This is a genomic window from Streptomyces marinisediminis (assembly GCF_026262575.1).
GTDB lineage: Bacteria > Actinomycetota > Actinomycetes > Streptomycetales > Streptomycetaceae > Streptomyces > Streptomyces marinisediminis.
On sequence record NZ_JAPKFL010000011.1, the window covers coordinates 1 to 12813 of the forward strand.

Here is a 12813-nt window from a genome sequence, read left to right on the forward strand (position 1 = left end):
GGGCAAGCCCAAGGCGCGGGCGATGGTAATCTGCTCGGCCGTCGGTGCCTTGCACTTACGTTCGAGGCTCTCGGCCACGACCTGCCACCGTAGCTCTGGCACGTCCCCTCCTTCTGAAACGCCGCGCCCACCGTAGCCGCAAGCGGCGACTTGGTGTGGTGGTTCTTCAGTGAGCTTCTTCAGCGTTGCCGCTCCAGGGTGAGGACGGCTTTGGCGATTGACGTCATGCGGTTCGGGCTGCAGCGGGCTCTGCGGAAGATCCGCCAAGACTTCAGGCGGGCGACACCGCGTTCGACCGGTGCCCCGTGCCGCGGCCAGGGCCCGGTTGACGGTCTTCTCGGTGGAGGTGAGTTCCTGCAGGGGCCTTTGTTTGATGCCCTGGTCAGCCAGGGGCCACCGCCCTGGTAGGCAAGATCCGCCAGGATGGGGACGCCCTGGCGCTCGCAGATGCGGATGATCCGGCGGGTGCGGGCGGCGGTCAGGTCATGAGACCGGCCCGGCAGCGCGGGTGAGAGCCACAGCAAACGGCCGTCCGGATCGGTGACCACCTGCACGTTCACACCGTGGCGCACCCCCGCGCGGCTTGCGGCCAAACCGATGCTCGGCACCTTCGCCCCCCTGCCCACCGAGAAGCACGGACCGCGCGCGTCCTAAGGGGCAACCAGTGATGGCCCGAAGCTCTGGACGGTAGATGCCCGCAACCGGCTTGGCCGGGATCAGGATCGCCCCGTCGTGAACAGTTGCAGTGAACTGTTCACTACGTTTTGCTTCCGGTATGGCACAGTCCCTCCGTCCCCAGGCCCTGCAACGCCAACGACTGTTCAGAGACATGAGCGTGGAACAGCTCGCCGAGGCTGTAGGGGTTACGCCACGTGCTGTACGCCACTGGGAAGCGGGAACACGGACTGTTGGTGACCGAGCTTTCGGCCGATTGCTAGAGGTTCTGCGATGTGGTGCGCAGGAGCTGACAGGGCGCGAACCGGGTACCGAGAGCCTGGCCGACTTGCGTCGTGATGCTGGCTTGAGCACGGAAGAGGCCGCCTCAGCTCTACGACGCAAGCGTGGTGCACACGGCCTGCATATCAGCGCCGAGAAGATCCGCGATCTTGAGCGTGGCAGACGTGTGCGCGGCTGGATGTGGGGATCTCCGGAGACCCTGGGGAGGGTGGCGCACATGATCGCCCAGGTCTATAGAGTCCCCGACCGGGTGGTGATGGATGCCTGGCGCCGCAGCCGCCCGGAGGACCCTCTCCCAGTGCTTCCCGTCCGACGTCCACGTCAGCCTTCCGAGGAGTCGATGGCTGTATGGAGGGCCCTCAACGAGCGGCAACGTACCTATCTGACGTGCATCTTCCGTCACGACCAGGAGGTAGAGGAAGAACAGCGGCAGGACCGCTTGGTGGGAGCGGAACAACGGCCGGCAGCCGAATGGCGGCGCATGACGTTGGCGGTCTCCGCCTCGTCTGATGTAGTCGGGTACACCCGCATTCAGGAGGGGCTGCGCGCAGCGGGTGTACACGACCCCGGAGCTGGATCGTCGGTGGCCGCTTTGGAGCGGCGGGGCCTGATCGTCGTGTACCGGGACCGGCTGTATGTCGATGGGCTGGGGGATATCCCGCGTACCCGGGTGGAGATGACCCGGCGCGGGCGAGCGGTGGCCCGTGCGGCCCTCGGGGTTCCCCGGGAAGCAGGGCCACCCGCGCCGCTGCTGTCGTTGTGGCTGTGGAAGATCATGGTTAGGGTCGCGCGCGCCGGGGCGCAGGGGGTGGACGGCAGCCTCGCCGGACGTGGGCCGCATTACTTGGCGGTGGGGCAAAGCCCTGACGGACGGACCCCGAGCCGGGGCTTCATCGTGTTGCGGCACCCCGACGGAGTGGCTCATGGACCGTACCGGTGGTTCCTCACCGACTCCGGGCGGAGCCACATCATCGACCACCTCGACGCCTACCGCGGCCTGTATCCCAGTATCGACACCGAGGGCCTCGACGAAAGCTCTGACTGAACTCTTTTCGCGATTTCCAGGGCCCGTTGTCAGTGGCCTGCCGTAGGGTCCGGCGCGTGATGCAAGCTGACGACACAACGGATATTCAGCAGACTCACGCACTGCTGGAGATCGTCAAGGCGTTCGCCGTGTGCGAGCACGCGATGGTCGGCGAGGGACTGGACGGGCCGAGACGCCTGGACCGCCTCATGGAGGCCCACGGCATCCTGATGGCGGCCTGCGGCCCGGGGCACCTGATCCTGTTCGACGAACTGATGGGCAGGCTCACTGGCGACCGGGCTGGCTCCCTGGAAGGGCTGCTGCCCGACTGGATCGACAGCGAGGCTCTCGCCGGCGTGCGGCTCATGGACAGCGAGGGCGTCGCCACGGAGGACGGGTTCGACTTCCGGCACGAAGCCCAGCGCGTCCTGCGGGCCGCGCAGAAGGTCGGCAAGTTCACCGGGCAGGTAACGAAACCGAAGCTGGATGACGAGTACAGCCAGGAAGCCGTCTTCAGCGCGATCAAGGGCTCCTTCTACCAGAGGCACCGCTCCACGCTGGTTGAGAACCCGACGGTGCCGGCGGGCAGTCTCGCGGAGCTCAAGCTGCCGTCCCGGGCGAACGACTTCTTCAAGCCGATCGCCCAGTACGCGCAGTTCAACGGCTGGTGGTGGCCCTGCCCTGCCTGCAAGTGGCCGATGAAGGTGACTGCTGCCCGCACGGGCGCGCGTACAAGAGGCAGGGTGCGGTGTCTGTACCCCTGGCATGAGGAAACGGGCGCGTCGTACGAGTTCGTCGTGACCGCCCGCAAAAAGTCGGCCCCCGAGCTGAGTCCGACGTTCGAATGCCGGGCCCCGTCTGACCGGTTCGCACGCCTGTGGACCGGGGCCCTACCGCACGTGCCGCAGGCCAAGCCGGCCGCGGAGTACATGGCGCTGGTACGGCCGGTGTGGCGCTACACCGTCATCCCTGGCCTACCCGAACTGGCGCTGCACCGAGCCGCCGCGGCGGCCCTGGAGGGGACCGCCTGGACATCACATCTGTGGCCCAACGGGGACCAGTGTGACCTGTGGATCACCCGCGAAGGCAGCGAACAGCCGCAGTTTCTTGCTGACTTCAAGGACTACACCTGGCCGAATCACCTGGTCAGCAAGCTCCACATGGACGGCGGCGATAAGGGCGGCGCCGAGTACCTGGTGGTGCCCGACCATCGCCAGGACCAGGTGGCCCAGCTCCATGCGGTGTGCCGCACATACAGGATGAAGGCGGCGATGACCGCGACGGACTACCTGGAGATGGTCATCACGCAGATCAAGGAGGGCCAGGCGTGAGCGGGGAGATGACGGGGAAGGAAGCCGGCCTGGCTGGAGCACTCGCTCTGGCCGCGCACTACTTTCCCCGCAAGGACGACGAGGGGCGCATCCTGGCCGGCTTCGAAGAGGCCACGTTCTTCGCCCACCGCAAGCCGCACGCATGGTCGGAATGGGCGAGCTTGCCAGTGGCCGAGCGGAACCTGATCCGTCAGGTGATGGCCTTGATGGCTCCCGAATGGACGGATGCGAAGAAACTCCGGGCCGCCGTCCTCGCACTCCTAGGCACCCTGGCCCCCGATCCCGACCTCGCGGACCGGTCGGGAGGTTCGCTGCGGCTGCCGGCCGGAGACCCGCAGCTGGCCGAGGCGGTGATCCCCAGGGTGGGAGGGGATTTCCTCGGCTACGCACAGCGGGTCACCGGGCCGTTCTTCACTTTCGGCAAGCGCCCCAAGGCGCAGGCGTTCACGGGCCCGGGAACCCTCAAGACGAGGACGGCCTACCTGGGCCAAGAGCACGGCACGACCAGCAGGGAGATCCATATCCAGGCGACTCCCGGCTTCCTTGAAGCGCCCGGCCACGAGGTGCTCCCGCAGGTGCACACCCGCCCGCAGCGCGACCGGGTCGCGCCGACAGTGAACCAACTCCTGGATGTCGCCAAGATCCTCAGCGGCCAGGACAAGAGCGTCGCCTACCTGCACAAGGTGCTCAAGCGCTTCTTCAAGGCAATGAAGGCGACCGACGGCGAGCTGACCGAACTCGACCTGACGACCGGAGACCTGCAGGTCCTCAACGCCCCCACGGGTAGCGGCAAAACGGTACTCGTACGGGTCATGGCGTCCTGGGCAGCGCTCAACGACCGGCGGATCGCCCTCGCTGTCACCGATGTCCGCGCCACCCTGGACATGGCCTGGGACATCAACAACGACCTGGCCTATCTGCACAAGAACAAGCACCTAGCCGAGCCCGCTCACTGCACTCCGCTGATGTCCCCGTCGAGCATGCACCGGCGGGCCATGGACTACGCCGCCCTGGGCACCTCCACCCAGATCGACGAATGGGATCGGCGCGCCAGGACCGATATCGCGCTGCTGTCGGCCGGCTGCGCGCAGCGGGCGTTGATGGACCCGCCCACCCTGTACCCGTACGGGGAGGAGAACTGCACCTCGCTGACTTCTGCGCCCACCGGCTCCACCCGGCTCACGTGCTCGTTCGCCCCGGTGTGCGGCAAGTTCCAGCAGTTCTACCGGGCCACCGACGCGGCCGTGATCGTCACCAACCACGCCAACCTCCTGGAAGGCCGCACACGCATCGGTGTCGTCCTGGACGGGCAGGAGTTCCGTGGCAAGGCACGTGGCACCAGGGGCATGAGCGTGCTGGAGATGACGCTCCGTGCCTGCGATGCGCTGGTGATCGATGAGATCGATGCCTTCCAGACGGCCGCCATCAGCCGCTGTACCTCGGAGCTCACTCTGGCTTCCCGGAAACGGACGACCGCGCTGCGGGAAATCGACTCGGACGCCAGGAACCTCCCCGTCGTCCATGAGATGGCCCTCGCAGCGCCGGTCAGCCACGCCCGACTCATGGCTGAGATGCTGCTGCTGTGGCTCTGCTCAGGCAGCGGGCTCAGGCTGAACCCGGGCAACCAGGCGGACAGCCCTGACGGGGCCAGCCGTGACAACACCGGCTGGCGCCTGGCCCGCTCGAGGGACCGTGAAATCCTTCAGCTCCTGTTCCCCGACCAGACCGCGGCCGACGACGTTCCGCCCGAGCTGTTCGCCTTCCTCGACGAGATCATGCCCGCCCGCTGGTACGCGGCCGAACCGGATGAGGAGGCCGAGCTTCCCGACGGAGCCGACTGGAACGCCATCCAAACAGCCCTGACGATCCTCACCGCGCAGCGCGGCCAGGACCACCTCACCGACACTCGCGACGCGATGCGCACGCTCCTGCGTGAGCTCGTGCCCGATCCGCATCAGCAGGCCGCCGTGGTGAACCTGTTGATCACCCGCACCGTGCTACGGGAACTCGACAGCGCGCTGGACGAGCTGCGCATGCAGGCCCAGACCCTGCGCTATCTCGACCTGGGATCGGTCCGCAAGATCCTTGAAAGCATGCGCAGCAGCACGGTCGCCACCCTCTACCCCCTGGCCATGCTGGGCCGCTCCATCCACGGCTACCAGGTCAAGGGCATGGACAAAAAGGAGCAGGAAGCGGAACTCCTGTCACGTTCTTTCGGCGGCGATCCGCACACCTTCGTCAGCGAACTCGGCGGCCTCACCGCCCTGCTGGCGGCCGGCGTGCAGCGTCCGGTCATGGGCCTGTCCGCCACCGCATACCTACCACAGGCCGTACAGGAACACATCCATGCCCCGGTCCGCTGGTGGCTCCCCGACACCCGTCCGGAGTCCATCGTCACCCTCGCCACGCCTGTACGGGGCAGCAGCGGGGATGCCATGAGGATCGGGGGTCTCCCGCCAGAGCTGAAGCCCAACGCACTGCGCGATCTCGGCCGGGGCCTGTACGAGCAGCAGCTCGCCAAGCGCCTGGCCCGCCTGGAGAAGCACGAACCGGAACGGGCTCGCGTCATCCTCGCCGTCAACTCCTATGAGCAGGCCGCCTACCTCGCCTCCGGGGTGGCACAGGCCGACGGGCTGAACTACCGGATCTGCCTGCTGGTGAAGAAGCCGGAGAAACAGAACTACGAGGAGCACCTGCCTGCCCACGTGGACCGGATGGTCCGCGAAGAGCTCAAGGAGTTCCCCGACCGCGGAGAGATCCTGATCGCTCCCCTCGCCGTCATCGGCCGGGGCCTGAACATCGTCGTCGGAACGCGCTCGGCAGTCCGCGACATCTATCTGTGCGTCCGGCCTGTCCTGAGCATTGAGGACACCGACTGGCTGCACGCAAGCGTCAACGCCGCCGGTTACAACACCCTTCCCGCCGGCGGCAGCGACGAGCCCCTGGCCGTCCTGCGCACAGCAGGCGAAGCCTCCTGGAAGCAACTCACCAAGATCCTTCGCTCCCCGGCCCGGTTCTCCAACATGGACCACGACCTGCGCAAGGAACTCGTCGCAGGCATGCTCGTCCTGCTCATCCAGCTCGCCGGCCGTGCCCGGCGGGGCGAGACCGACATGACCCTCCACATCGTGGACCACTCCATCCACGACAAGAAGTTCAGCTCCGACCTGGCCACGATCATCGAACAGATCTACCGCGACTGGACGCGGAAACAGCGCGACATCATGAATGAGCTCTACGGTCAAGCGCTTCAGGCATTCCTGACCTACGCAGGGCTCGACCGCGAGACGCTCTGAACTGACCACGCCTGTCACCGCCTTGCCGCGGCGGAGACGGACCCGCATCCTCTCCCAAACGGAGAGACCGAGAGACGAGGTACCCCCGCTCATGGGGCGAAGCAACACGCAGCGGGATCTCACCGCGCACACCACATCCATCCGGTGCACCCCCGAGCTCCTGGACGGCATGACCGCCCTGGTCTGGGACTTCGGCGACTACCACTCACCCATCCGCACGGCCTGGCGGGAACTGGGGAGCACGGCCTCACAGAACGGAAAATGGATCAAGGGTGTCCAGGAATCCGACCCCTTCCTGGTCCCCTACTCCATCGCTGTCACCGTGCTCCAACAGATCACCGATGGCTACGTCTACCTGGACAAGAACCTGGCCTTCATGGTCACGCTCAACCCTGTGGAGCCCGACACCCTTAGAACGGTCTTCACCTACCTGGAAGGCATCGTCCGACGTGTCCCTCTGGACGAGATCCCCTTCATGGATCCACCCACCTTGGCCCCACTGGTCACGGACGTCACTCCTGAGCACCGCAGCCTTGCCAAGAACATCCTCCAGGAGGAAGACGGCAAGCCCGCCAGCCCGGACAGCTGGGCCTATGAGGCGGTGAAGTGGCACATCGCCAAGAAGCTGGCGTCAAAGCCCTTCCTGGACCGGGAAGTCGAGCCGGTCCGTGAGGCGTACGAGGCGGCGAACGGCCAGGTGAAACACAGGACCGTCGACTGGCAGCCCTCCGAGAACGTCGCGGCCGTGCAGTACCGGCCCATCAGTAACGGTGACCTGATCGCCTGGGAACAGCCCATCGGCCCGATCTTCGCCACCCTCGCCCACCCGGTCGACCTCGCCGAAGCAGTCAAGGCCCGTCCCGAGAACCCCACCCGCAGCCAAGTCCAGTACGCGCTGTCCCGCCTGTCGGTGAAGATGGCCACCTACACGGCCGAGCCGAACCCCGTCCTGAATCTTGACGCCCACATCCGGCGCATCAACAACACGGTGATCCACGCCAGCACCGTTCTCGTGGACCAGGGACCAGACCGGCCGATCATGTCTGTGTCCCTGGATGGCCGCGGTCTGCGACAGACGAACAAGCACGCGCTGGAAATCCTGGCGAAGATGGACGCCGACCGGTCATCGCTGAACGCCATCGAGGAACGCGTGGCCGATGAGCGCAGCCGCCTGAACGTCAGGGACGAAAACGGCAAGAGGATCGACATCCTGACCCCTCCTCCTGGAGCGATCAGGCCGACCATGCCGAAGACGGACTCCTTCGCTGTCGGTACCGGCGCCGGCATCTACCATCTCTCGCTGCTGCGGGAACACATCCAGCGAGTCTTCGGTGACGCCGTCTCCCCGCTCGACCTGAAGTCGAAGGGGAACGTCTTCGGTAAGCGTTCCCACGAGCCCGCCTCCGCCGCCCAGGAGAAAGAGAAGAAACAGAAGAAGCAGGATGGCGAATACGTCGATCTCATCGGCAAGCCCTCCCCGGAGGGTATCCGCCGTTCCATCGAGGCAGCCGGATACGAGAAACTCCGCATCCTGTGCCTGTGGTACCGCGACGCGACCCTTACGCGGATGATCCACGGCCTCGCCCACCCCTACGGCCTGGACCCGGAGGGCATCGATCCTGACCCCGACGGAAAGAAGTCATTCCCACTCGCTGACGGCATCGAAGCTGTCTTCTGCAACGCCGAATCCTTGCTGGAGCACGGCCCCGGCACTCAGCGCGCCACCGACGCCCAAAGGATCAGCGGCACGTTCGCAGAACCCGGCGTCCTCCTCGCCGCTTGGTGTGAAACAGAGATCCCAGTGCGCGGCGAGGAACACGAGGGCATGAAGCCCGCCGAAGTGAAGACCGTCCTCGCGGAGAATGACGCCAAGCACCAAGTCGTACGGGAGCTCGCCAAGGCCGCAGTGCCGTCCCAATTCCTCATCGGCCGCGAGTATGACCCGTTCACCAAGACCTTCAACATCATCAAGAAGCCCGCGAAAGCCTTCGAAGACCACCGCGTCTACATGGGTCTGCTGGACCTTTACCGTTCATGCGGGGTCGTGGACGACCGGTTCGAGCGTGCCCTCTACCCCGACGACGACCCCTACCCGCTGCCCCGCATGGCCTTCTGCGGCATCCACATCCGCAAGCAGGCCACGGACCGCAAGTACAAGGGCCAGCCCAAAAGGATCATCACCGCCAGCGCAATCATCCCCTCCCCTGAACCCGGCGGCCCGTGGCACATGATCGCCTGGAGCAACATCCACCCGCAGTGGGAGCACTACGCCCTCGCACAGAGCAACTTCCACGCCGCCAACTACCCTCTTCACACTGAAAACGGCGACGGCGAAATCCAGCGCTGGGCGCAGGCCGGTGAAGACGTCCGCACCGCCCTCCAAGAGCTCCACGATGAGCTCGACGGCCTGCCTTACGCCTTGATGATCGACGGCCACGCCAGCCGCCGCGTATGGCCCGGCCTCCACAACAACAAGCAGGGCCTCGGAAAAGATCCCGGCGACCCGCGCCTCTGGCTCCCCGCAAGCGGACTGCCCCCGTCCTGGAACCCGGTCAGCATCATCCGCATGAACTGCGCGCAGGCGGAAATGCCCCGCCTGGTCGCCGTCACCGAAAAGCAGAAGAACGGCAAGACCGTCACTGTCAAGACCTCCAGCGACCTCTACTACCCGGAATCCCGGCCCGAAGGCCATCCCTGGTTCCTGTTCACCGAACCCCGCAACTACGGCAAGAAGCGCCACGGGCAGTGGAATACCCGCTGGCGCGCAGGCCCCGGGAAGGCATCGAAGAATGCCGACGAACGCAAGGAGAACGAACTCAACGCACCGTGGTACAGCATGACCACCAGGGAGATCACCCCCATGCACACGCGGGACGGCTACGACCGAGAGACTCTCGCGGTTGCCGCGGCTCGGCTCTGCCACCAGGCGCTCTCCTGGTCAGACCGGACGCGATACCCGGCCCCGCTCCACGCCGCGCTTCAGATGGACCTTGGCCACCCCCAGTACCGACGCTCCGCGCCGAAGGACTTTGAGAGCATCGAAATTTTGAGGGAAGCCAGCGGCACCGACCTTTAGGTACAGGGACGGCTCCGAGCCGTACTGTGTGGCGGCCTCGAAGATGAGGCCGCCACCGTACGCAGCAACGCTGGTCGCACTCATCTCGACGGCGCCCGCTGGACATTGGAGTCACGGCTGGGACATCTACTGCAGGATCTCGAACGCCTTGCGGCGGAAGCCGACCGCCGTGAGCAGGAGAAGGAGCTGCGTGAGGCCGAGCAACGGCGCCGCTGGTACGCGGCCGTCGCGCGGGCCCGCGAGCAGCAGATCGAGCAGCACAGGGCGACGATTCTTACCGGGCAGATTCGGGCCTGGCGGCAGACCGAAGAGATGCGCCTTCTGCCAGACAGCCCGCGCCCGAGCAGGCGAGGCGCCGGTCGCGACGGACGAGGCGGACTGGCTGGAATGGGCTGAGGCGTACGCGGTGCAACTCGACCCCTTGAGGGAGCCCTTGCGCACTCCTGTGGATCCGCCTGCCGAGCGGGAGGCGCTGCGTGAGCTGGCGAAGATCGGTGCCTACGCCTACGCGTGGCCGTTCGACGCAGACGGCCGCTGGACGCTTCCCGGCGACTGGACAACCGACCCGCGAACGTGACCCGGCCGGCTCAACCGGGAAACGCCTTTGCCCTGTCCGTGGAGGACAGGGCAAAGGAACGTTCATGCGACGATGGTGAGCGGGGTTTCCATGCGTTCCCAGGCTCCCAGCACAGCCTTATGGGCGTCCGGCTGGAGGTGGGCGTAGCGCTGGGTGGTCTGGAAGCTCTCGTGGCCGAGAAGGTGCTGGACCTCGTAGAGCGAGACTCCCCTCTGGACAAGCCACGAAGCGCAGGTATGGCGCATGGAGTGCGGCGGGTAGTGCGGGACGAGCTGCAACTCACCGTCGTCGCCGAAGTGGTAGGCGGCCTCGACGGCAGGCCACCACGTGTGCCGTCGCCAGTTGCCATCGGCGAGCAGGCGCCCTGAGCGGCCCTTGGTGATGGTGGTGAACACCACCGCGTCGCGATCGAGCCGGTGGATGTGGCGTTCGAGAGCCTCCAGTGCGTGGTGCGGGAGCGGGACTTCCCGGCGGCTCTTGGAGCTCTTGGGGTACTCCTTGATGCCGCTCTTGGTATTGACCTCCACCACGAACAGGCGCGAGCGGCGCACGTCGATGCGGTGGCGGTGCAGGCCGGAGAGCTCGCCCCAGCGCAGTCCGGTGTAGAAGCCGAGCAGGCACATCGTCCGCCAGGCGGGGGCAAGTCCGTCGAGGATGCTCTGCGCCTGGTCTGGCGTGAACCACTGCGGCGGTTTGACCGCGATCGGAGGCAGATCGATGCTGCGGCACGGGCTCACCGCGATCACATCGTCGTCGACCGCCGCGCGCATGATGGACGATGTCAGGTTGTAGGCCCGCTTGATCGCGGCAGGGCCTGCGCCCTTCTCGACCAGGGAGCGGATCCAGCTCTGGACGTCCATGCGGGTGATGGCCCGCATTTCCCAGTCTGCCCAGTAGGGCATGACGTGGTTCTTGATGCTGGACGCGTCGCCCCGGAGGGTGTGGGGTTCGACGATGCGGGCGCTCCACCACCGGTCGTGCCACTCGCGGAACTTGGTTTCGCCGGCCCGCGGGTCGCGCATGCCTCCGCGGGCGAATTCGGTCTCCAGCTCGATGCCCCAGGCCCGCGCCTGGGCCTTGAGGGGGAAGGACTCGCTGAACCGGTCTCCGGCCCGGTTGCGAACGGTGGCCTGCCACTTGCCGGACTTCAATTTACGCAGGTACGCGGTACTACTCCTTCGTTCGGAAGCGGTGAGGGCTGGACTGGGGGCGAGAGCTCACCGACGGGGGCGCGGGAAACCAACCAGCCTCCTGGCGATGAACTCCTCCAACTCGGCAGCAGGGACACGGACGCGGGATCGTTCCGTCCCGGTGCGCAGGTCGACGACCGGGAGGTCGCCGGCGGCGATGAAGCGGTAGACGGTGCGGCGGTCGACGTCCAGGGCGGCGGCGACAGCGGGGATGGACAGCAAACGGGCAGGCATGCGCGAGTCCTCGGAAACAGAGAGGGAAAGGCCAAGCAGGCGAACTGATTCAGCCGGGCTGTCGGCGGTCCACGGCGCAGGTCAACCGGCCCTGTCAGGACAGTGGGACCAGATCGCTGAGGGGGCCGAACCATGTGACACGGCCGCGTGAAACGTGGACCGCCGACGTTCGGGATGCATGCGGCGGTGCTCCTGCGCTCGGATCGTGAGTCGGAGCGTGGGACGGGAAACTACCGCTCGGGAATGTCCGGAAGGCGCAGGATCTCTTTCAGGTGGTCCCAGTCGATCTCAATGTCTTCCAGTCGGAAGCGGTGCGGGTACCGCAACGCAATCCAGCTCGCACTCACGCCAGCCCACTCGGCGACGCCCCATGCAGGAACGCCCGCCTCAAGCCAGCGGTCCAGACAGGAGTCGCGCAGGCCGGAGACCTGCTCCCCCAAGCCCGTCAGCACCTCGTCCGGGCTCAACACCGCTTGGCGGGCCTGCCTCCACGCCCTCTTGTACTCGAAGGACGCCAACGGCCCACCTAGCTCGGCTGGGAACAGCAGGTTTTCAGCTTCCAAACCCGCCTCGTCGATCCAGCGCCTCAGCACACCCACGATGTCCGGGGAGAGAGGAACCCTCCGGCCCTCGCCGGCCCGGACCAGCACCTCTCCGAACTCCCCATCCGGGAGCGTCACGTCCTGCACCCGGACCGCGGCTGCTTCACCCGGCGAAAGCGCGGTGCCCGCCATGCAGGCGAGGAAAGGGAAAACGGCCCCCGAAGATTCCTCCTGGACCCACTCCAGAAGGGCGCGAATATGGTCCGCAGAGAGCAAGGACGATTCACCTATTGCCAGCTTCGACAAGCTACACGACTCCTCACACGAGACATCGGGACGCGTCGGCATCCCCTGGTCATTCAATAGTCTGCAGAAACGCCGGTTTGGCCAACCGGCGATCGTCGGCTATGTTGCGCCCGCGACGCACCTCTCGCGGTCCCGATCGATGCACAGAGAGCAGGTTCTGCTTTCTCAAGGCCGCTCTATGTTTGCTTCCTTCGCCGAGCTAATCCAGTACGTATGGGACTCAATGTGTCTGCTATCGGCGAATCTTTCCGAACCCTCCCATACCTGCCCCTCGGCGGCC

Annotated in this window: 10 protein-coding genes and 1 pseudogene; 6 read left to right on the top strand and 5 right to left on the bottom strand. The window is 66.2% G+C overall.

The window, feature by feature from the left end; all coding sequences use genetic code 11:
* Positions 1-179 precede the first annotated feature (179 nt).
* Positions 180-626, bottom strand: coding sequence for a transposase family protein (locus tag OSB71_RS10850; RefSeq protein ID WP_323055269.1), 447 nt, complete (start codon positions 624-626; stop codon positions 180-182).
* A 149-nt stretch (positions 627-775) separates the two neighbouring features.
* On the opposite strand from OSB71_RS10850, the pseudogene OSB71_RS24630 reads away from it, so the two are divergent.
* The 5 genes and pseudogenes from OSB71_RS24630 to OSB71_RS10870 form a co-directional block, all read left to right on the top strand.
* Positions 776-955, top strand: a pseudogene (locus OSB71_RS24630) (helix-turn-helix domain-containing protein); the annotation flags it as partial.
* Positions 956-1021: 66 nt separating this feature from the next.
* Positions 1022-2002 carry an XRE family transcriptional regulator gene (locus OSB71_RS10855; protein ID WP_416237245.1) on the top strand — a complete coding sequence of 327 codons (981 nt, stop codon included), beginning with the start codon at positions 1022-1024 and terminating at the stop codon, positions 2000-2002.
* Between the two features lie 59 nt (positions 2003-2061).
* Entirely contained in the window at positions 2062-3312 is a 1251-nt protein-coding gene (locus OSB71_RS10860; RefSeq protein ID WP_265947260.1) for a restriction endonuclease-related protein, read from the top strand.
* Positions 3309-6608, top strand: coding sequence for a hypothetical protein (locus OSB71_RS10865; protein WP_265946963.1), 3300 nt, complete (start codon positions 3309-3311; stop codon positions 6606-6608). The genes OSB71_RS10860 and OSB71_RS10865 overlap by 4 nt, the downstream gene beginning before the upstream one ends.
* A gap of 91 nt (positions 6609-6699) precedes the next feature.
* Positions 6700-9684 carry an RNaseH domain-containing protein gene (locus tag OSB71_RS10870; protein ID WP_265946965.1) on the top strand — a complete coding sequence of 995 codons (2985 nt, stop codon included), beginning with the start codon at positions 6700-6702 and terminating at the stop codon, positions 9682-9684.
* Positions 9685-9810: 126 nt separating this feature from the next.
* Here OSB71_RS10870 and OSB71_RS10875 read toward each other — a convergent pair whose 3' ends face one another.
* Positions 9811-9945, bottom strand: coding sequence for a hypothetical protein (locus OSB71_RS10875; RefSeq protein ID WP_265946967.1), 135 nt, complete (start codon positions 9943-9945; stop codon positions 9811-9813).
* Between the two features lie 172 nt (positions 9946-10117).
* Here OSB71_RS10875 and OSB71_RS10880 point away from each other — a divergent pair, with 172 nt between their 5' ends.
* Positions 10118-10261 (top strand): hypothetical protein, encoded by a 144-nt coding sequence (locus tag OSB71_RS10880; RefSeq protein ID WP_265946969.1) that lies wholly within the window; start codon positions 10118-10120, stop codon positions 10259-10261.
* Positions 10262-10323: 62 nt separating this feature from the next.
* On the opposite strand, the gene OSB71_RS10885 is transcribed toward OSB71_RS10880, so the two are convergent.
* The 3 genes from OSB71_RS10885 to OSB71_RS10895 form a co-directional block, all read right to left on the bottom strand.
* Positions 10324-11412 carry a tyrosine-type recombinase/integrase gene (locus OSB71_RS10885; RefSeq protein WP_265946971.1) on the bottom strand — a complete coding sequence of 363 codons (1089 nt, stop codon included), beginning with the start codon at positions 11410-11412 and terminating at the stop codon, positions 10324-10326.
* Positions 11413-11478: 66 nt separating this feature from the next.
* Positions 11479-11685 carry a helix-turn-helix domain-containing protein gene (locus OSB71_RS10890; RefSeq protein ID WP_265946973.1) on the bottom strand — a complete coding sequence of 69 codons (207 nt, stop codon included), beginning with the start codon at positions 11683-11685 and terminating at the stop codon, positions 11479-11481.
* Between the two features lie 230 nt (positions 11686-11915).
* Positions 11916-12533 (bottom strand): tyrosine-type recombinase/integrase, encoded by a 618-nt coding sequence (locus OSB71_RS10895; RefSeq protein WP_265946975.1) that lies wholly within the window; start codon positions 12531-12533, stop codon positions 11916-11918.
* Positions 12534-12813: the final 280 nt, after the last annotated feature.